The organism is Lentzea sp. JNUCC 0626 (assembly GCF_043632865.1).
In the GTDB taxonomy this organism is placed as follows: Bacteria; Actinomycetota; Actinomycetes; order Mycobacteriales; family Pseudonocardiaceae; genus Lentzea.
This window is the reverse complement of record NZ_CP171635.1, coordinates 1,763,950-1,783,201: the sequence shown is the minus strand read 5'-3', so window position 1 is coordinate 1,783,201 and position 19,252 is coordinate 1,763,950. Positions and strand designations below refer to the sequence as shown.

17 protein-coding genes, 2 pseudogenes and 1 riboswitch are annotated in these 19,252 nt (G+C 70.4%); of the genes and pseudogenes, 12 read left to right on the top strand and 7 right to left on the bottom strand.

Annotation, left to right across the window (positions count from 1 at the left end; genetic code table 11):
- Position 1: 1 nt before the first annotated feature.
- Complete coding sequence (locus JNUCC0626_RS08015; protein WP_394619032.1) at positions 2-535, bottom strand: hypothetical protein; 534 nt, start codon at positions 533-535, stop codon at positions 2-4.
- A gap of 200 nt (positions 536-735) precedes the next feature.
- Here JNUCC0626_RS08015 and dpgA point away from each other — a divergent pair, with 200 nt between their 5' ends.
- Both dpgA and dpgC read left to right on the top strand, forming a co-directional pair.
- Entirely contained in the window at positions 736-1,854 is a 1,119-nt protein-coding gene (dpgA, locus tag JNUCC0626_RS08010) for a 3,5-dihydroxyphenylacetyl-CoA synthase DpgA (protein WP_394619031.1), read from the top strand.
- A gap of 26 nt (positions 1,855-1,880) precedes the next feature.
- Complete coding sequence (dpgC, locus tag JNUCC0626_RS08005; protein WP_394619030.1) at positions 1,881-3,170, top strand: (3,5-dihydroxyphenyl)acetyl-CoA 1,2-dioxygenase DpgC; 1,290 nt, start codon at positions 1,881-1,883, stop codon at positions 3,168-3,170.
- Between the two features lie 6 nt (positions 3,171-3,176).
- Here the strand turns inward: dpgC and dpgD are convergent, their stop codons facing one another.
- The 4 genes from dpgD to JNUCC0626_RS07985 form a co-directional block, all read right to left on the bottom strand.
- Positions 3,177-3,968: an enoyl-CoA-hydratase DpgD gene (gene dpgD, locus JNUCC0626_RS08000; RefSeq protein ID WP_394619029.1), complete on the bottom strand. Its 792-nt coding sequence runs from the start codon at positions 3,966-3,968 to the stop codon at positions 3,177-3,179.
- A complete protein-coding gene (locus JNUCC0626_RS07995) occupies positions 3,926-4,546 on the bottom strand; it encodes a hypothetical protein (RefSeq protein ID WP_394619028.1) in 621 nt (206 codons plus the stop codon). Before JNUCC0626_RS07995 ends, dpgD begins: the two co-directional genes overlap by 43 nt.
- Before the next feature lie 75 nt (positions 4,547-4,621).
- Positions 4,622-5,530, bottom strand: coding sequence for a cyclase family protein (locus JNUCC0626_RS07990; RefSeq protein WP_394619027.1), 909 nt, complete (start codon positions 5,528-5,530; stop codon positions 4,622-4,624).
- On the bottom strand, positions 5,527-7,041 hold the full coding sequence (locus JNUCC0626_RS07985) for an FAD-dependent oxidoreductase (RefSeq protein WP_394619026.1): 1,515 nt from the start codon (positions 7,039-7,041) through the stop codon (positions 5,527-5,529). Before JNUCC0626_RS07985 ends, JNUCC0626_RS07990 begins: the two co-directional genes overlap by 4 nt.
- A gap of 179 nt (positions 7,042-7,220) precedes the next feature.
- Between JNUCC0626_RS07985 and JNUCC0626_RS07980 the strand changes: the two genes are divergently transcribed.
- The 3 genes and pseudogenes from JNUCC0626_RS07980 to JNUCC0626_RS07970 all read left to right on the top strand — a co-directional run bounded on the left by JNUCC0626_RS07980 (position 7,221) and on the right by JNUCC0626_RS07970 (position 9,164).
- On the top strand, positions 7,221-7,661 hold the full coding sequence (locus JNUCC0626_RS07980) for a MarR family winged helix-turn-helix transcriptional regulator (protein ID WP_394621991.1): 441 nt from the start codon (positions 7,221-7,223) through the stop codon (positions 7,659-7,661).
- Positions 7,662-7,941: 280 nt separating this feature from the next.
- A pseudogene (locus JNUCC0626_RS07975) lies at positions 7,942-8,234 on the top strand (acetyl-CoA C-acyltransferase); the annotation flags it as partial.
- A gap of 240 nt (positions 8,235-8,474) precedes the next feature.
- Entirely contained in the window at positions 8,475-9,164 is a 690-nt protein-coding gene (locus JNUCC0626_RS07970) for a hypothetical protein (RefSeq protein WP_394619025.1), read from the top strand.
- A 265-nt stretch (positions 9,165-9,429) separates the two neighbouring features.
- Here the strand turns inward: JNUCC0626_RS07970 and JNUCC0626_RS07965 are convergent, their stop codons facing one another.
- Positions 9,430-9,852, bottom strand: a complete 423-nt coding sequence (locus JNUCC0626_RS07965; RefSeq protein WP_394619024.1) for a hypothetical protein — start codon at positions 9,850-9,852, stop codon at positions 9,430-9,432.
- A gap of 183 nt (positions 9,853-10,035) precedes the next feature.
- Here JNUCC0626_RS07965 and JNUCC0626_RS07960 point away from each other — a divergent pair, with 183 nt between their 5' ends.
- On the top strand, positions 10,036-12,228 hold the full coding sequence (locus JNUCC0626_RS07960; protein ID WP_394619023.1) for a CBM35 domain-containing protein: 2,193 nt from the start codon (positions 10,036-10,038) through the stop codon (positions 12,226-12,228).
- Here JNUCC0626_RS07960 and JNUCC0626_RS07955 read toward each other — a convergent pair.
- Positions 12,215-12,835 (bottom strand): annotated as a pseudogene (locus JNUCC0626_RS07955) (GntR family transcriptional regulator). The gene JNUCC0626_RS07960 and the pseudogene JNUCC0626_RS07955 sit on opposite strands and share 14 nt — an antisense overlap.
- A gap of 168 nt (positions 12,836-13,003) precedes the next feature.
- Positions 13,004-13,171, top strand: a riboswitch (cobalamin riboswitch).
- Between the two features lie 148 nt (positions 13,172-13,319).
- Between JNUCC0626_RS07955 and JNUCC0626_RS07950 the strand changes: the two are divergent.
- Genes JNUCC0626_RS07950 through JNUCC0626_RS07925 form a run of 6 tightly spaced genes read left to right on the top strand, consistent with a single transcriptional unit; the run spans position 13,320 to position 19,236 of the window.
- Positions 13,320-14,819: a CoA-acylating methylmalonate-semialdehyde dehydrogenase gene (locus JNUCC0626_RS07950; RefSeq protein WP_394619022.1), complete on the top strand. Its 1,500-nt coding sequence runs from the start codon at positions 13,320-13,322 to the stop codon at positions 14,817-14,819.
- 8 nt (positions 14,820-14,827) lie between these two features.
- Complete coding sequence (locus tag JNUCC0626_RS07945; RefSeq protein WP_394619021.1) at positions 14,828-15,967, top strand: acyl-CoA dehydrogenase family protein; 1,140 nt, start codon at positions 14,828-14,830, stop codon at positions 15,965-15,967.
- Positions 15,964-16,968, top strand: a complete 1,005-nt coding sequence (locus tag JNUCC0626_RS07940) for an enoyl-CoA hydratase/isomerase family protein (protein WP_394619020.1) — start codon at positions 15,964-15,966, stop codon at positions 16,966-16,968. The genes JNUCC0626_RS07945 and JNUCC0626_RS07940 overlap by 4 nt, the downstream gene beginning before the upstream one ends.
- Positions 16,965-17,828 (top strand): 3-hydroxyisobutyrate dehydrogenase, encoded by an 864-nt coding sequence (gene mmsB / locus JNUCC0626_RS07935; RefSeq protein WP_394619019.1) that lies wholly within the window; start codon positions 16,965-16,967, stop codon positions 17,826-17,828. The genes JNUCC0626_RS07940 and mmsB overlap by 4 nt, the downstream gene beginning before the upstream one ends.
- Positions 17,825-18,604, top strand: a complete 780-nt coding sequence (locus JNUCC0626_RS07930; protein WP_394619018.1) for an enoyl-CoA hydratase — start codon at positions 17,825-17,827, stop codon at positions 18,602-18,604. The genes mmsB and JNUCC0626_RS07930 overlap by 4 nt, the downstream gene beginning before the upstream one ends.
- Positions 18,605-18,618: 14 nt before the next feature.
- A complete protein-coding gene (locus tag JNUCC0626_RS07925; protein WP_394619017.1) occupies positions 18,619-19,236 on the top strand; it encodes an adenosylcobinamide amidohydrolase in 618 nt (205 codons plus the stop codon).
- The last annotated feature ends 16 nt before the right edge of the window (positions 19,237-19,252 follow it).

Here is a 19,252-nt window from a genome sequence, read left to right as displayed (position 1 = left end):
GTCAGACGACCAGCGTCTGGGTGGCGAGCACGGGCTGTCCCACCAGTTCGCAGATCGTGCGCGGGCCCGAGGCGCCGCCGTTCACGACGACCACGCGGTGTCCCGGCGCGAAGGTGAGCAGTCCGGGTTCCTCGGCGAGGAACCGGGTGTGGCCGCCGCTGAGCAGCACGCCGTGCCCGATCCGGGCGGGTTCGACGTTGGTGAGGCCGAAAGCGGTCGGTTCCGCGGTGGAGGCCCCGCCGATCGCCACTCCCATCTCGCCGTTGATGTCGTTGGCCGGACGCTCGAACTTGGTGCCGTGCAACGTCCTCAGCGTCAGCCACAGGTCGACGTACGAGCCCTTGCGCACCACCAGCGGAGCGGTGATGCCGAACTCGATCTCGTCGACGATCGGCTCGTCCCGCTCGGGCAGCGAGCACGAGTAGCTCACCCGGACGGTACCGGTGTGCACGACCCGCACCGCGCCACCGCCCAGGGCGGCGGCGACCAGGTCGGCCTGCAGAGCGGTGGCGGGATCGGTGGTGCTCGCGGTCACGGTCGGACACCTCGTCATCTGCTGGAACTCGCTGCGGCACAAGTGATTCGCGGATTACGATCACCGGCTCGGCGAGCAGGGGTCAACCCCTAGCCGCTCCCCCTAACGCGGGCACCCCTGAACACCGTCCGAGGCGGTCCCGGCGAGCCGGTGCGGCGTTAGCCTGCGAACAAGAGTCCCCTCCTGGCAGGAGAGAGCCGATGAGCCAAGCCGTGCTGCCACGCGTGACCGAACGGCCGGCACCTGCCGAGGACCTCCGCACCCCGCTCCGGCCGCGGATCGTCGGGTCCGGCACCGCGGTGCCGGAGACGTCGTACACGCAGGAGGAGGTCCTCGACCGCTTCGGCATCTCCGATCCGCGCGTCCGGTCGGTGTTCCGCAACAGCGCGATCGAACGCCGCAACCTCGTGCTCCCCCCGCTCGGCGCCGACGGCAAGCCGGTCTTCGAGTCGCAGGGCGAACTGCTCGCCAAGCACCGCCGCCGCGGCGTGGAGCTGGGCGCGCAGGCCGTCCTGCGGTGCCTGGAGAACGCGAACGCCGGCCTCGCCGACATCGACTACCTGTGCTGCGTCACCTCGACCGGCTTCCTCACCCCCGGCTTCAGCGCGCACCTCATCCGCGAACTCGGGCTGGCGCAGCACACCGCGCGGCTCGACGTCGTCGGCATGGGCTGCAACGCCGGGCTCAACGGGATGTCGGCGACCGCGGGGTGGGCGGCGACGCACCCCGGTTCGCTCGCCCTGACGGTGTGCGTCGAGGTCTGTTCGGCCGCCTACGTGTTCGACGGCACGATGCGGTCCTCGGTGGTCAACTCGCTCTTCGGCGACGGTGCGGCCGCCGCCGCGCTCACGACGGGCGACCACGGCACGCGCACCGGCCCGGAGGTGCTCAAGACCGAGAGCCGGATCATCCCCGACGCCATCGACGCGATGCGCTACGACTGGGACGAGGACCACGGCAGGTTCAGCTTCTTCCTCGACCGCGACATCCCGTACGTCGTCGGGGCGAACGCGGAGCACGTGGTGGGCAGGCTGCTCGCGGGCACCGGACTGCGGCGGTCGGACATCGCGCACTGGGTCGTGCACTCCGGCGGCAAGAAGGTCGTGGACGCGGTCCAGATCAACCTCGGCCTGACCCGCCACGACGTCCGGCACACCACCGGCGTGCTGCGCGACCACGGCAACCTGTCGAGCGGCTCGTTCCTGTTCTCCTACCAGCGGCTGGTCGCGGAGGGCGTCGTGCGCCCCGGCGACCACGCGGTGCTGATGACGATGGGCCCCGGCTCGACCATCGAGACGGCCCTGCTCCGCTACCGGTGAGCCCACCACCAGACAAGGCGGTACGAGTGCCTCCGACCAGCTTCGCCTCCGCCGCGGCCCACCTCGCCGAGCAGGCCGACGCCTGTGACGCGACGATCGCCGCGCTGCCACCGAAACCGGTGCGTGACGACGCCGAGCACCAGAACGCGGACACGGCGTCGCGGGCGATGTGGAAACTGCGCGACAGGTTCATGCTCGACCACGGGCGCGAGGTCTACGACCTCGTCACCGCGCACCGCACCCAGCACCTGCGGCTCGGCGAACTGGCCGAGCGGGCCGCCCGGCTCGTCCCCGGCCTGCTCCCCGACGCGGGCCGCCTCGCCGCCGAGGAACGCCTGCCCCAGGCGGAGAAGGAGGGTCTCGCCGTCGACCACGGCGTCTTCTTCCGCCGGGTGCTGGCCGATCCGGTGTGCGGGCCGCACCTGCTGGACGCGATGCGCACGCCCACGCGGCGGGCCCTGGACCTGCTGGACATCTTCACCGCGCGGGAGGAACTGGACCTCGGCACCGTGCGGCTGCGGCGGTCGGGCGCGGTGGCCGAGGTGACGATCAGCAACCTCGACTGCCTGAACGCCGAGACGAACGAGCTGAACGAGGACCTGGAGACCGCGGTCGACCTGGCCCTGCTCAGCCCGGACGTGCAGGCGGGCGTGCTGCGCGGCGCCGAGATGACCCACCCGCGCTACGCCGGCCGGCGGGTGTTCAGCGCGGGCATCAACCTCAAGCACCTGCACGCGGGCCGCATCTCGTTCGTCGGCTTCCTGCTGGGCCGGGAGTTCGGCCTGCTGAGCAAGCTGCGGCGCGGCCTGCTGCTGGACTCCCCGCAGCGCTGGCCGCTGGTGGACGAGACCAAGCCGTGGGTCGCGGCCGTCGACACGTTCGCCATCGGCGGTGGCATGCAGATCCTGCTCGCGACGGACCACGTGGTGGCCGCCCAGGACGCGTACTTCAGCCTGCCCGCCGCCCAGGAGGGCATCGTGCCGGGCATGGCGAACCTGCGGCTGGCGGCGCTGTTCGGCGGCAGGCTCACCCGGCAGGTGATCCTGAGCGGCCGCCGGATCGCGGCGACCGAACCGGAGGCCGCCCTGCTGTGCGACGAGGTGGTGCCGGCCGACCAGGTCGGCGCGGCCGCCACCCGCGCGGCGGAGAACCTCGCCTCCCCCGCCGTCGCGGTGAACCGCCGCATGATCGACCTGGGCGAGGAGCCACCGGACGCGTTCCGCGCGTACGCCGCCGAGTTCGCGCTGGCGCAGGCCCTCCGCCTGCACAGTGCGGACGTCCTGGCGAAGGTCCGCAGGTTCACGACCGCCGGCTGACCCCGCTCAGCGCCCCAGCCACCGCGGTTCCCGCTTCTCCGCGAACGCCGCCGGCCCCTCGGCGGCGTCCAGGCTGGCCATCCGTCGCCGTTCCCACACGTACTCGGCGGCGAAGGCCTCGGGCAACGACAAGGAGACAGACCGGGTGGCCGCCTCCTTGGCCGCGCGCACCGCCAGCGGCGCCGCCCTGACCAGATCCGCCACCCAACCGTCCACACAGGACTCCAGCTCGGCCGCCGGCACGACCTCGTTCACCAGCCCCAGTTCGTAGGCGCGGGCCGCCGTCATGGGCCGCCCGGTGAGCAGGTGCCCGAGCGCCACCCGGAACGGCGCCTGCCGGGCGAGCCGGAACACCCCGCCCGCCCCGGCCACGAGCCCCAGCCGCGCCTCGGGCAACGCGAACACCGCGTCCTCCGCCGCGACGACGAGATCACAGGCCATGGCCAACTCGAACCCACCGCCGTACGCGTACCCCCGCACCGCCGCCACCACGGGCTTGGCCAGGTCGAACCGCTCGGTCAGCCGAGGCCACCCCGGCTTGCCCCTGCTGCCGAACGACGACGGCTCCGCCCGGCCCTCGCGCTGCAACGCCGCGAGCTCCTTGAGGTCCTGCCCCACCGAGAACGCCCGCTCACCGGCACCGGTCAGCACCGCGACCCACACGTCGTCGTCGGCTTCGAAGTCGTCCCAGACCTCGGCCAGCCGCGCGTGCGTCGCCCGGTCCATCGCGTTGAGCACCTCGGGCCGGTCCAGCGTCACGCGTGCAACACGGCCGTCCTTCTCGTACCTGACCCCCATGCCTCGACCTTAGCGTCGTTCCGCGCCGCGAAGCCTCGATCGAGGCGCACAGCCCATTGCGGCGCAAGATGAAGCGGCGACGCGGCGGGCGCGGGAAGCACTCCGCATGCCGGGACCGGGTTCGGGCCGTAGCAGTCGGCGGCGTCCTCGTGCGCGCAGACGCCTGCCGCGCAGTCGTCGTAGCTGAGTACCACGGGCGCGTTGTGCGTGCCGATACTCGTGGAGGACTTGATCTGTGCAAGGTGTCTGGTGTCCTCGAGGTCCATGAGCAGGTTGCGGATGGCCTGACTTACCCAGGCGTGGGTGGGGTGTGCGGTGGTGCCGACGATCTGCACGCGCCGGCTGGCGTGGTGGATGGCGGCGAGAAAGTGGTGGCGCCGCCCGGTCAGCGTGACCGTTTCAATGAAGTCCATCGCCAGGATCGCCTCGGCCTGCGAGCACAGGAGGTCAACCCAGGTAACGGTTGTCCGGCACGGCGCTGGATCGACGCCGGCGGTCTTGAGAATCTCCCACACCGTCGACGCGGCGATCACGACACCGAGCAGCGCGAGTTCGCCGGGGATACGTCGATACCCCACGACGGGTTCTCGGTTGCCAGGCGCAGGACGCGCCGGCGGATCGAAGCGACAGTGCGCGGACGTCCAGGCCGACGGTCAGAACACCGCGAGTGGTGCCACGGGTACTCCGGTGGCGCGGGGTACGGGAATGGGCGCGATCACGAGTAGGAATTGATAGCGCTCGAGTTCGGCGCAGGCTTCGGCCAGCTCGTCCACCGCGACCGCGTCGACGAGGGGAAGTCCGAGCCGGGCCAAGCCGATCCGGTGCAGCGGAAAGGGCAGTGTCGGATCGACTGGAGGGTGAGCGTCACCGATGTCGCCGAGGTAGACGCTGACCTGGTTGCGGTGCATCCAGGTGACCGCGTCGACGGTCATGCCGGGAGTTGGACGGCCGGAGCTGGCGGGAAGGTCCCATCCGCATCGCACGACGAGAGCGTCGCCGGGCCTGGCTCGGGTGTTCTGGCGTGCCAGGGCGCGGTCGAGGTCGGCGCCGGTGACGGGGTGCCCGGGCGGGAGCGCACCACCGGGTGCGAGATCGGCGAGAACGCCTCTGGTCAGGATTCCGCTGGCGAACGCTGTCGTCGAGCTGCGGTGCAGCCCCTGGCTGTCGGCGACGTCGCCGACTGGAATTCCGGGATAGACCTTGCCGTCGACGGGCATGTGCCCGAAGGCGTCGATGTGGGTGAGCTCGGCGTGGTGGGTGTTGATCGTCAGGATGTCCGTCAGCGCCGGCGGTGGGAAGCCCGTGTAGGTCATGGCGTGCGTGACCGGGGCGGGTGCCTTGGTGGTCGTCGTCGCCAGCGGTCCGCCTGCCAGTGGCAGCGGATCGATCGGACGGGCCAGGGAGACGAAGCGGCCGGTCCGGGCTTCGGCAACCGCCGCGGCACGGACGTCCGGGGTGATGTAGTTGAGGCAGCCGCGCTCGTCGTCGGCGCCCCAGCGCCCCCAGTTGCTGATCGGATCGGCACCTTCCGGGTCTGCCGAGGAGTCATGCGCGTCGGTCACAGCGGCATCCTTTCGATGGCGTCCGCGAGTTCACGCTGGTCGTGGCCGCGGGCGGTGACGTACCCGTCGGGCCGCACGAGCAGCCAGCGGCCGGACGTGAGAGCCAGGTCCGCACTTGCCGGCCCCTCCACGTGCTGCAGGATCGCCCAGTCCGGCGCCTGCAGTGATGTGGCGGACGCGGCCAGCAGCGTCCACTCACCGGACCTCAGCGCGGCGAGCACCCGCTGCCAGCTGTCGTCCGCGGCGGACTGGGCCCGGACCTGGGTCACCCGTTGTCCGGGAGCAGGTCCGGCCAACGTGGTTTCGCTGTCGTGCACGGTCAGCGGGCTGGTGGTGTAGGCGATGCCCAAGCCGGACATTCCGCCGAGGACGCCTTGGTTGATCGCGTGGAACAGCGGTGGGAGCGCGGAGATCGTCTCGAACAGAGCGGGAAGGTTCTTGTCGACCGTCTCGTTGCGGATGGCGACCAGCATGGTCGCCATCCGGGTGGTCGTGAGCAGGGCCTGTCCCACAGGAACTCGCTCCGCGCTGTAGGTGTCCAGCAGCCGTCGGTCCGCGGTGCCGCGGGTCACGGCGGCCAGCTTCCAGGCGAGGTTGATCGCGTCCTGCATGCCGGTGTTGAGACCCTGGCCGCTGGCGGGTGAGTGCACGTGGGCCGCGTCGCCTGCCAGGAAGCACCGACCGGACTGCATGGTGCCCACCGCCCGCTGCTGGATGGTGAACACCGACACCCAGGTCGGGGTGTGCACCGTGACGTCCATGCCCATCCCGCGCGTGAGTTTGCGGCTGAAGCGCTTGGCGACCGCAGCGGGTTCGTTGGCGGAGTCGACTTCGACGGTGTCCAGCAGCCGCCATCGTCGAGATCCGACCAGGGGGAAGGTCATCAGCGACTCACCGTCGGCGCGAACCCATCGGATGCGATCGTGCGACACCGGTTGAGCGAAGTCGACCTCGGCGTCCGCGATCAACCACGTCTCGTCGGAGTCGCCCTGCAGCTCGATGCCGAGGTCCCGGCGGACCAGGCTGTGGCCCCCGTCCGCCCCCACGAGCCACGATGTCGTCACTGTCTGGCGGGTGCCGTCGGCGCACTCGAGCGTCGCCGTCACAGCTTCGTCGTCCTGACTCAGCGACAGCAGTCGCACGCCCCATTCGACGCGGCCGCCGAGCTCCTCGACCGCGTCCCGGAGCAACCTTTCGGTGATCACCTGGTCGAGGAACCAGACCTGGTCGAAGCGGGTGGCCTGAGCGGTGAACGTCGCATCCATCGAGGCCATCTCGGTCCCGTCGACGTGGAAGGCGATACCCCTGCCGTCGACTGCCAGCGCCGCAAACCGGTCGTAGAGGCCAACCTGATCCAGCAACTCAATCGTGCGCGCATGCATGGCAGCCGCTCGACTGGTCGTCGCCGGGGCTGTCGCGGCATCGATGATCCGCACCGGCACCCCACGCCGCAGAAGCTCGTACCCAGCCATCAACCCGACCGGCCCGGCTCCCACCACCAAGACGTCCACCGCTCAGACACCTCCACGGATCGTCAAGTGAATTGACGGTTAGCATAGTGCCGCAAGGTGCGAGCGCAACCCCCGGCACTCCAACGCGCCGACGACTACGTACGGGGACCCGGAAGATTCGAGGCGACATGACGGGATCCGGCGGAACTCCGGTCCGCAGCGACGAGGAGCCATTGGCGGTGCTGCTGCGGGAAGGCTTTCGATGGTTCATCGATCAGCTCAACGACCACGCCGCCTTGGCCGGCGCCACACGTCTGAGCGCCTCGGCCGGCATGCTGATGTCCTACCTGCGGCCAGAAGGAGTCCGCGCCGCGGACGTCGCTCGCAGAATGGGAGTCAGTCGCCAGCACGTGCACACGGTGGTGCGGGAACTGCTCGACCTCGGGATCGTCACCCAGCAATCCGACCCTCGATCCGGCCGTGACAAGATCATCATCCCGACTCCCGCAGGCGAACACCGGCGCCGTCAAGCGCTGGACCACCTCGCGGACCTGGAGCGAGAAATCGCCGGACGACTGGGTGATGACGAGCTGACCACACTCAGGTCGCTGCTCAGCCGCGCATGGGGTCGCGAAAAGCCGCCCTCTTCGCCTGTCGACGGACCCTGGAGTGATGACTGAACGCAAAGTCCAGCATGGACACCACGATCTCCTCGCAGGAGTCGGAACGCACGCGAGCGTTGACGAGCCGGCAGCAGCGGAGCTGATGGACGACCGTCGATCGCAGTCTGGCCGATGACCTGTCCTGTTAGGACGCACAGCGAGGAACGGAAGACCGAACAACGCCGGGGTGTACGGCGAGCTTCCCGGAGACGTTCAGCAAGGACGAGTCCGTCACGACGTCGGCGCGCACCTCTGACTGGTCAACGCAGTCCTGCAGGTCGGCTCGGGCGCCAGCGAGGTGGCCGTGACCGTGCGCGACACCGTCGTCGACACCGACGAACACCCACGCGCCGACACCACAGTCGAAGCCCTGAGCCGACTGCGCCCGTTGATGCAGCGCACCGGCCCGGACGCGACGGTCACCGCCGGCACCCTCGCCGACATGGACGTCGTCGAACTCAACGAAACCTTTGTCGCACAAGGGCTCGCGTGTACACGGGAGTGGAAGTTCACCCCGGAGACCACGAGCGGACGAACGTCCACGGCTCCGGCATCTCGCTGGGCCACCCGGTCGGCGTCACCGGCGTTCGAACGGATCGCGTAGCCGGTTGAGTCCTGCTTGAACTCACGACCGGACGGCACACCCGGCGATCGCTCACCGCGACAACCGCTGAAAACTCGCGACAGTTGAATACGCGAACCCATCAGTCTCAAGGGCCAACTCCTGCGGGGCGGGGGAAGCGGAGAACGCCCGCGTCTACCCGCAACCGAAACGGATCATCTGCCTCGGCCAGGCCCAGCCCCGCCGCAGGCCCGTCATAGGATCCGGTCATGGCGAACCGTTCGTACCTGTACAGCACCGGCAACCGGCCGGAGTCCTACGAGGATCGGCCGGAGACGGTCTCCGGGTTGTCCGAATGGCCCTACGCCATCCCGTTCTCCTTCCTGGTGCTCCTGTCCGGCGATCCCCGGCTGTGCGCGTCCCTGATCGCCGACGGGTTCGACGGCGAGCCCCCGGAGAGCAGGACCACGCTGTACGCCATCAGCGGTGAGTTCGACGCCGGGTTCGCGCGGCTGAAGAAGTTCGCCGCCGCCGTGCGCGCCGTGAGCGACGCCAAGGACTTGCACGCCGGACTCGCCGAGGCGGAGCGGTTCCTCGACGCGCACCGCGACCGGTACGTCCTGCTTGAGACCATCGAGCTCGACACCATGATCGAGAGCGGCGAAGACGAGCTGCGGGCGCTCATCGAGGGCCACCTCGACCTGTGCCGGGCGGCGGGCGAGGCCATCGACGCGCTGCCCGACGACGCGGCGGCGGCCGGAGCCGTGCTCGCCGCGGCAGCGGCCGAGCGGTCGGCGCCGCCGCTGGACGCGTTCCACGGGCTCGTGCTGACCGACGACTTCGACAACACGCGCGACGACAGGACCGAGAACCCGATCGGCCTCAGCTGGTGGACCGACGTCCTCTACTTCGCGCTGTGGAACCGGGCGGAGTACGCGGCGAACCAGCTGAACCAGTAACCAGCGGCGGCCAGGACGGCCTCGTGCCCGGCCGGGGTGAGGTGCGCGTCGGTGTCTGTGCAGAAGTACGTCAACGCGCACACCCGCGCCTGTGCCGCTCGGAAAGCGGGCGCTGCAGCTCAAGCCGCATATCGGTACTCGTTGATCACCCGACCGAGAATCCACGTGCGAACGGGTCGACAGCAGTGACACCCCCGACGACCTGCGGACGGTTCGGCGGCGGCCGCCCGCACCAACGCTGACTTGCCCACCCCGGCGTCACCGCTCAGCACCAGCGCCAGGTTGTGCTTTGGTGACCGCAAGGCCGTGAACAACCGCTGGTCGTGCCGCCCGTGGAGCGCGGCCTGTACGGGAGGCTGGGACTGTTGAACAGCAGCGGATGCCCTGGACTGGTCACATGACGTGCGAACGGGCAGCATGACGTAACGGGTGCGTTCACCGTCGCAGCGCCGGTTGAACTGGGTCCAGATGCCCTGAAACCTTTGGTGTGCCGGCTCTTCTGCAGCTGACGGGTGCCGTTGGGGTGGTCGAGGACGTGGCCGACGTCCAGCCGCTTGGCCTTGGCGAAGAACTGTGCCGTGTGCTCCCGGATCTCCTCGGGCAGCGGGCGGAGCGTGCCGTAGCTCTCCTGGTAGATCGAGGCCTCCTCAAGGCTTCCGTCTTCTCCGATGACCTCGTTGCACGCCATCGAATTCGACGATCCGGGGTCTCGAAAGTCCCGACTTTCGGGGCCTGCGCGGGGCTGATCGCGAAAGCCTCGTTCTTTCGGACTTCGCTCTTGTCGCGACGGGGACGGGTGTTCCATCGTAATTGACCTGGGAGCGCTCCCGGAGTCGCGAAGGGAACAGCCATGCGAAGTGCGGTTCGAGGCATGAGGCTCGTCGTGGTCGCGACGGTCGTGCTCAGCGCCACCGTCGCGCCGCTGCCGGCGAACGCCGCGACCGCTCCGGTGATCGTGGTCGACGCGAACCGACTCGGCGGCGCCCTGAAGAAGCCGGGGCTCGGCTCGTTGCTGGGCGTCACGTCCCGCACCACGGAGACCCCGGCGGCGTTGCTCGCGCAGACCCACCTGACCGTCTCGCAGCACATGACGGCCCGCTGGAACGAGGGCGAGCGCGCCGGAACCGAGGTCGTCGCGCCCAAGGTGCGGGGCACGGACGTCAAGATGATCGCGCGGTACAACGACCTCATGGGCGGCAATCCCTGGTACCAGTGGCAGGGCACGGCCCACTGGTTCGAGCGGGTCGACGAGGCCACCCGGCGCATTCAGTCCTATCGGGACACTCTGCTCGCGGTGGCGCCGTTCAACGAGGCCGACAACAAGCTGCACGGCCTCGAACGCGACGCGGCGGTGCCGGGCGGCACGTACGACCAGAAGTTCAACTGGTTGTGGACGCAGACCGTCCGCCGTGTCCGCGCCATCGACCCGACCGTGCCGGTGATGGGGCCGAACTGGGAGTTCTACCTGCCGTGGCAGGCCGGGCAGCAGCAGAAGATGCGCGACTTCCTGCGCAACGCCGTCGACACCGGGACCGTGCCGCAGATCGTCGGCTGGCACAACCTCGGCCGGAGTCCCGGCGACGTGCCGGAGGCGCTGACCCGCTACTACCGGCCGCTGGAGAACGAGCTCGGGGTGCCGGGACGGCCGCTGCGGGTCGTGGTCGAGGAGTACGGGCCACAGACCACCGACTCGGCGAACCCCGGCGACTTCGAGGGCGTGCCCGGATCGATGATCCGTTACTGGGCCGACCTGGAACGCTACGACGTCGACTTCGGCGCCATGGCGATCTACACCAACCCCGGACTGCTCGGGAACACCCTGCGTCGCACCGGAGGCGGAGCCCTCGCGCCGAACGGCGGCTTCTGGATGATGAAGTGGTACAAGGACATGCGCGGCCGCAAGGCGCACGTGAACCGTTGGGACGACACGACCAACGGGCGCGCGTACCTGCGGTCGGACGCTCTCGCCTCCTGGGACGACGGGGCACGCAGTCTCACCGTGCTCGCCGGTGGTGAAGACGGGCCGGTGGACGTGCGCGTCACCGGACTGAACGCGCGCGGGCTGACCGGCCAGGTCCGGGTGCGGCTCGACACCACGGTGTGGGACAAGGACCCACGCGAGGCGAACCGCCGAGTCGACGCGGGCGGTGACCCGGAAACGGGAACCTACAACGTCTTCGACAAGATCCTGACGGTCGACGGCGGCGGAAACCTCGTCGTGCCGATCCGCCGGATGAACCGATACGACGGGTACCGCGTCGTCGTGAGCCCGGCGGCCGGCCCGGACGCGTACCCGTCGAAGTACGAGGCGGAGCAGGCCGTGGTGACGGAAGCCCTGCGGCACAACGGTGTTCCAGCGTCAGGCGGTGCGTACGTCGGAGGCCTCGACCACGCGGGCAGCGCGGTGACGTTCCCGGTGACCGTCGCCGCGACCGGCGTGTACGCGATGACCGTGCGGTACGCGGCGGGCGTCGGCCCGGCGGCCCACGCGGTGAGCGTGAACGGCGTGCGCCAGGGCGAGGTCGGCTATCCGGCCACGGGAGGCTGGGCGAGCTCCGAGCTGGGCACCGTCACGAAACGACTGGTGCTCCAGGCGGGCCGCAACGACGTCCGGCTCGGCCGGGGCACGGGCTACGCCGAACTGGACTACGTCGACGTGCGGCCGGACACCCACCGGTACGAGGCGGAGAACGCGGCGATCACGTCGGCGCGGGCGGTGCCGTACCGGTCGAACTACGTGCCCGACTACGTGGGCGGCATCGACGCGCCGGACAGCCAGGTCGAGTTCGTGGTGGACGCCCCGGTCACCGGCACGTACCGGCTCGCCATCGGTCACGCCAACGGCACGACCGCTCCGGCCGACCACACGGTGCTCGTGGGCGGAGTGGAGCGCGCGGTCGCGGTGTACCCGCCGAGCGGCTCGTGGCTGGGCACCGAGCAGCACGACCGCGCCGCCCGCGCCGCGACGGTCCTGGTGCCGCTGACCGCGGGAGAGAACAGGGTGGCGTTGCGGAAGCGGAACGGTTTCGCCGAACTGGACTGGCTGACCGTCACGACGCCGTGACGTCGGAAAGCAGGCCGGTCGCGGTGTGGCCGAGGTGCCGGAGCAACGCCGTCGCGGCGGCGTCGGCGTCACTGGCGAGCGCGGCCTCCTCCAGGGCGCGCTACTCGGCGAGGTGGTCGCGCTCCCCATTGCGGCTCGCCGACCAGCGGCGGTCGAGTTCGCTCGCGGTCCACAGCCGGTCGAAGGTGTCCAGCAGGGACGCGTTGCCGCAGCCTTCCAGCAGGATACGGTGGAAGATCCGGTGCGCTTCCGCCCACTCCTCGCTGTGGTGCTCGTCGGAGTCGCCGATGAACGCGGGGGTGAGTGCCAGCCGGTGGTGCGCCGCGCGGACCCAGGCCTCCCAGTCGAGGTCGCCCCGCTCGACAGACGAGCGCAGGACGGCCGGTTCGACGGTCATCCGGGCCTCCGCGATCTTCTGCCGGCGACGGTCCGAGTAGACGGGGACGGCGAAGCCGCGGTTCGGCAGCTGGTCGGCGAGGCCCTCGCTGACCAGGCGGACGAGCGCCTCGCGCACCACGGCCAGGCTCACGCCCTGTTCCTTGGCGAGGGCCTGCGGTTTCAGCGGGTCGCCGGGTGCGTGGGCGCCGCGCATGATCGCGTTCCGGATCGGTACTGAGCTGCCGGAGGGCGCCTTCCAGTTGCCCGACGACGCCCGTCTCTCGCACTACATCGGAGCGGCCCGCGGCGCCCCCGGCTGGTCACGGCCCGGGGGCGCCGCTTTCTTCCGGGTGACGTGACCTGGCGCACTCTCGACATAGTAGGAAGTCCTACTTTATGTTGGCCGAAGGTCCACGGTGCAGGGAAGCCGGTGCGAGTCCGGCGCGGTCCCGCCACTGTGACCGGGGAGTGGTGTCCCATCAGCAGGCCACTGGCGCGAGCCGGGAAGGCCGGGGCCCCACGTCGATCCGGGAGCCAGGATACCGGCTGTGGACGTCCGTGTTCGTCCACGAGGATGGAGCTGAACGCATGCAGATTCTTCCTGCCTGCGCGAGAAACGCGATCCCACAGCCATAAGCCGTGCTGTCGCCGTGCCCGGTCGTCCATATGCGACTCGGGCGGCTCCGTCCTGCGCTCTGACGGAAGGATCTCCTGTGAGCAAGGAACTGCACCACTTCGTCGGTGGCAAGCCCGTGCCCGGCACGTCCGGCCGGTTCGCCGACGTCTTCGACCCGAGTACTGGCGCCGTTCAGGCGCGGGTGCCGCTGGCGTCCGCCGCCGAGGTTTCCGACGCCGTCGCGGACGCCGTTGCCGCCCAGCGGGAGTGGGCCGCGTGGAACCCCCAGCGCCGGGCCCGCGTGCTGATGAAGTTCGTCGAGCTCGTGCGGGCCGAGGAGGAGAGCCTCGCGCGGCTCTTGTCGTCCGAGCACGGCAAGACCGTGGCCGACGCGCGCGGGGACATCCAGCGGGGACTGGAGGTCGTCGAGTTCGCGATCGGCGTTCCGCATCTGCTCAAGGGCGACTTCACCGACAACGCGGGCACCGGCATCGACGTCTACTCGATGCGTCAGCCGCTCGGGGTGGTCGTGGGCATCACGCCGTTCAACTTCCCCGCCATGATCCCGCTGTGGAAGGCCGCTCCGGCGATCGCCTGCGGCAACGCGTTCGTGCTCAAGCCGTCCGAGCGCGACCCGTCGGTGCCGTTGCGGCTGGCCGAGCTGTTCCTCGAGGCTGGTCTGCCACCGGGCGTTTTCTCCGTGGTCAACGGGGACAAGGAGGCGGTCGACGCGCTGCTCACCGACCCGAGGGTCGAGGCGGTCGGGTTCGTCGGGTCCTCCGCGATCGCCGAGTACATCTACACCACCGCCGCCGCGCACGGGAAGCGCGCGCAGTGCTTCGGTGGCGCCAAGAACCACATGATCGTAATGCCGGACGCCGACCTCGACCAGGTCGTGGACGCGCTGGTCGGTGCCGGGTACGGGTCCGCCGGCGAGCGGTGCATGGCGATCTCGGTGGCGGTTCCGGTCGGTGAGGCGACGGCGGACGCGCTGGTCGCGAAGCTCGCGGAACGCGCGCGGGCGTTGAAGGTCGGGCCCGCGCTGGACGACACCTCGGACTTCGGGCCGCTGGTCACCTCCGACGCCGTGCACCGGGTGCGCGAGTACGTGCACATCGGTGTGGCCGAAGGTGCCGAGCTGGTCGTGGACGGGCGGGACGTCACCGTGCCGGGCCACGAGAACGGCTTCTACCTGGGCGCGTGCCTGTTCGACCGGGTCACGCCCGAGATGCGGATCTACCGCGAGGAGATCTTCGGGCCGGTGCTGTCGATCGTGCGCGCCGCCGACTACGAGGCGGCGCTGCGGCTGCCGAGCGAGCACGAGTACGGCAACGGCGTCGCGATCTTCACGCGGGACGGCGACACCGCGCGCGACTTCACCTCGCGGGTCAACACCGGCATGGTCGGCGTGAACGTGCCCATCCCCGTGCCGATCGCCTACCACACGTTCGGCGGGTGGAAGCGGTCCGGATTCGGTGACCTCAACCAGCACGGGCCGGACTCGATCCGCTTCTACACCAAGACGAAGACCGTCACCTCGCGCTGGCCGTCCGGTGTGAAGAACGGCGCCAGCTTCGTGATCCCGACGATGAGCTGAGGCCGCGGATGAGGCTCGACGAAGACCAACGCGCGCTGCGCGAGACGGTGGCCGAGTTCGCCGCCGAACACCTCGCGCCGCACGCCGTGGAATGGGACCAGAGCAAGCACTTCCCCGCGGACGTGCTGCGCAAGGCCGCCCAGCTCGGGCTCGGCGGCGTGTACCTGCCGGAGGACGTCGGTGGTTCCGGGCTCGGCCGCCTCGACGGCGTGCTGGTGTTCGAGGCGCTCGCGACCGGCTGCCCGTCACTGGCCGCCTACACCTCGATCCACAACATGGTCGCCACCATGATCGACCGGTTCGGCAGCGAGGCCCAGCGCCACCGCTACCTGCCGCGTATGGCGACGATGGACTGGTTCGGCAGCTACTGCCTCACCGAGCCGGACGCCGGGTCGGACGCCGCCGCGTTGTCCACCAGGGCGGTGCGCGACGGCGAGGACTACGTGCTGGACGGGGTGAAGCAGTTCATCTCCGGCGCGGGCGCCGCCGAGGTGTACGTCGTGCTGGCTCGCACCGGAGGCATCGGCGCGGCCGGGATCTCGGCGTTCGTCGTCGACAAGGACACTCCGGGGCTCTCGTTCGGACCGAACGAGGTCAAGATGGGCTGGAACGCCCAGCCCACCCGCCAGGTGGTCCTCGACGGTGCGCGCGTACCCGCCACGGCGTTGCTGGGTGGCGAGGGCGGCGGGTTCAAGGTCGCGATGTCCGCTTTGGACGGTGGACGGCTCAACATCGCCGCCTGCTCCCTGGGCGGCGCGGGCACCGCGCTGGACAAGGCGCTGCGGCACCTGTCCGAACGGTCGGCGTTCGGCGCCAGGCTGTCGGAGGCGCAGGCGCTGCGGTTCCGGCTGGCCGACATGCGCACCGAACTGGAGGCCGGACGCACGCTGCTGTGGCGGGCCGCCGACGCGCTCGACCACGGCGACGCGAACGCCACGGCGTTGTCCGCCATGGCCAAGCGGTTCTGCACCGACGCGGGGTTCGAGATCGCGAACCAGGCGTTGCAGCTGCACGGGGGCTACGGCTACCTGACCGAGTACGGGCTGGAGAAGATCGTCCGCGACCTGCGGGTGCATCAGATCCTGGAAGGGACCAACGAGATCATGCGGATCATCATCTCCCGCCGGATGTTCCAGGAGGCGATGTGAGCGACGTCGAGTTCCACGTCCACAGCGGACTGGGCCGCATCACCCTCAACCGGCCCAAGGCCATCAACGCGCTGAAGCACGACATGGTCCGCGCGATCAGCGACCGGCTCACGGCGTGGCAGGACGATCCCGGTGTGCGGGCCGTCGTGGTCGACGGAGCCGGTGAACGCGGTCTGTGCGCCGGCGGGGACATCCGGTCGATCTACGAGGACGCACGCTCCGGCGGCACGGCGTCGCTCGCGTTCTGGGCCGACGAGTACCGGCTCAACGCGCAGATCGCCGCCTACCCCAAGCCGTACGTCGCGATCATGGACGGCCTGGTGATGGGCGGCGGCGTCGGCATCTCGGCGCACGGCAGCCACCGGGTCGTCACCGAACGGTCGCGCGTCGGCATGCCCGAGGTCGGCATCGGGTTCGTCCCCGACGTCGGCGGCACCTACCTGCTCTCCCGCGCTCCCGGCGAGCTCGGCACGCACGTCGCCCTGACCACGGCGACGATGTCCGGCGCCGACGCGATCCACTGCGGGTTCGCCGACCACTTCGTGCCGTCCGACCGGCTGCCGGACCTGCTCGACGCGCTGGCCACGAGCACGCCCGCGGTGGCGTTGGCGACGTTCGCGGAGACGCCACCCGCGAGCCAGCTCGAGGCCGACCGGCCGTGGATCGACGAGTGCTACTCGGCCGACTCCGTCGAGGAGGTCCTCGAGCGGTTGCGGCGCGGGGGCGACGCGGCGTTCTCGGCGGCGAAGGAGATCGAAATTAAGTCCCCCACGGCGTTGAAGGTCACGCTGCGCTCGTTGCGGTCGCCGTTGCCGGACCTGGCGACCGCGCTGGGGCAGGAGTACCGCGTGTCGTCCCACGCCCTGCGCCACCCGGACCTCCCGGAGGGCGTCCGCGCGCAGATCATCGACAAGGACCGGTCGCCGCGCTGGCAGCCCGCCGAACTGTCCGAGGTGGACGACGAGCTGGTCGCGTCGTTCTTCGCGGAGGTGACCCGATGACCGTCGCGTTCCTGGGACTGGGCAACATGGGCGGCCTCATGGCCGCCAACCTCCTGCGAGCAGGCGAGAAGGTCGTCGGCTACGACCCCGTCGTGACCGAGGCCGAGGTTCCGCTGGCAGAGTCGGCCGCGGCTGCGGTCAGCGGTGCGGACGTCGTGATCACCATGCTGCCCAGCGGGCGGCACGTGCTCGACGTCTACCGCGAGATCGTGCCGCTGGCCGAGCCGGGCACGGTGTTCCTCGACTGCTCGACCATCGACGTCGCCGACGCGCGGGCGGCCGCCGAGCTGGCCTCGGCCGCCGGGCATCTCGCGGTGGACGCCCCGGTGTCTGGCGGCGTGGTCGGCGCGCAGGCGGCGAAGCTGACGTTCATGGTCGGCGGCGCTGCGGAAGCGTTCGCCGCGGCGGAACCGTTGCTGCGGCACATGGGCGCCCGTCAGGTCCACTGTGGAGACTCCGGCGCCGGGCAGGCCGCGAAGATCTGCAACAACATGCTGCTCGGCATCTCGATGATCGGCGTCAGCGAGGCGTTCGCGCTGGGCCAGCGGCTCGGGCTCGACGACCAGGTGCTGTTCGACGTGGCGTCCACCGCGTCCGGCCAGTGCTGGTCGCTCACCACCAACTGCCCGGTCCCCGGCCCGGTGCCGGCGAGCCCCGCCAACCGCGGCTACACCGGCGGGTTCGCCAGCGGCCTGATGCTCAAGGACCTCCTGCTGGCCCAGGCCGCCGCCGACGCCCACGGCGTCCCGACGTCGCTCGGCAGGCACGCCGCCGAGCTGTACGCCGCGTTCGTCGAGCAGGACGGACCCGGCCGCGACTTCTCCGCCATCGTCACCAGCCTCCGCGAGGAAACCTCATGACCTCCTACGGCACGATCCTGCTCGACCGCCCGGCCGACCGCGTCGCGCTGATCACGCTGAACCGCCCGAAGGCGTTGAACGCCCTCAACCTCCAGGCCATGAACGAGATCACCGCGGTGGCCGCCGAACTCGACCGCGATCCGTCCGTCGGCGCGATCGTGATCACGGGCTCCGCCAGGGCGTTCGCGGCCGGCGCCGACATCAAGGAGATGGCGCCGCAGAGCTTCAGCGACGTCTACGCGGCCGACTGGTTCGCGGGCTGGGACGCCCTGTCCCGGGTCCGCACGCCGTTGATCGCCGCGGTCTCCGGCTACGCGCTCGGCGGCGGCTGCGAACTGGCGATGATGTGCGACGTCCTGCTCGCCGCCGACACCGCGAAGTTCGGCCAGCCCGAGATCACCCTGGGCGTCATCCCCGGTATGGGCGGGTCGCAACGCCTGGCCAGGGCCGTCGGCAAGTACAAGGCGATGGACCTGTGCCTCACCGGCCGCACGATCGACGCCGTCGAGGCCGAACGCGCGGGTCTCGTCTCGCGGATCGTCGCCGCGGACGACCTGCTGGCCGAGGCGGTGGCGGTCGCGTCGAAGATCGCCTCGATGTCGTTGCCCGCGGCGATGATGGCCAAGGAAGCGGTCAACCGGTCCTTCGAGGTGCCGCTGTCGGAGGGGATCCTGTTCGAGCGCAGGACGTTCCACGGCACGTTCGCCACGCACGACCAGAAGGAAGGCATGGCGGCGTTCAGCGAGAAGCGCACGCCGGAGTTCCGGCACGCCTAACTACCGTGACGTTCATGATCCCCGAGATTCACCGGCTCGACCGCCCGCTCCTGCTGTGGAGACTGCCCGCCCACTCGCGGGCCGTATCCACGGCGGTGACCGGCGGCGGCATCGGTCCGTGCGAGTGGGTCATGAACGTCGAGGTGCACAACGCGTACCACCGCGACCCGGTCGAGCACCTGACCGAACTCGTCACCGAGCTCGGCCTGCCCGGCCGGGGCGCGGGCATGCTCACCGCCGCCGAGGTCCAGCGCTACGTCACCGCGTCCGACGAGGGCGTGGACTGCGCCGCCACCGTCGGACTCTCGCACCCGGTGTTCGCCGCGGCGCCGGCCGAGGAGGTGCGATTGATCGGCACGATCAACACGTTCTGCTGGGTGCCGGTGCCGCTCTCGGACGCCGCGCTGGTCAACGCGGTGGTGACGGCGACGGAGGCCAAGACGCAGGCGCTGACCGAACTCGGCGTGCCCGGCACCGGGACGGCGAGCGACGCGATCGTCATCGCCTGCCCGGACGGCCTCGGTGAGCAGTTCGGCGGGCCGAGGTCGCCCTGGGGCGCCCGGCTGGCCCGCGCGGTGCACGCGGCCACCGTGCAGGGCACCCGTGACTGGATCGAGCTCTACGAGACCTGACTGGTTCTGAGCCGCT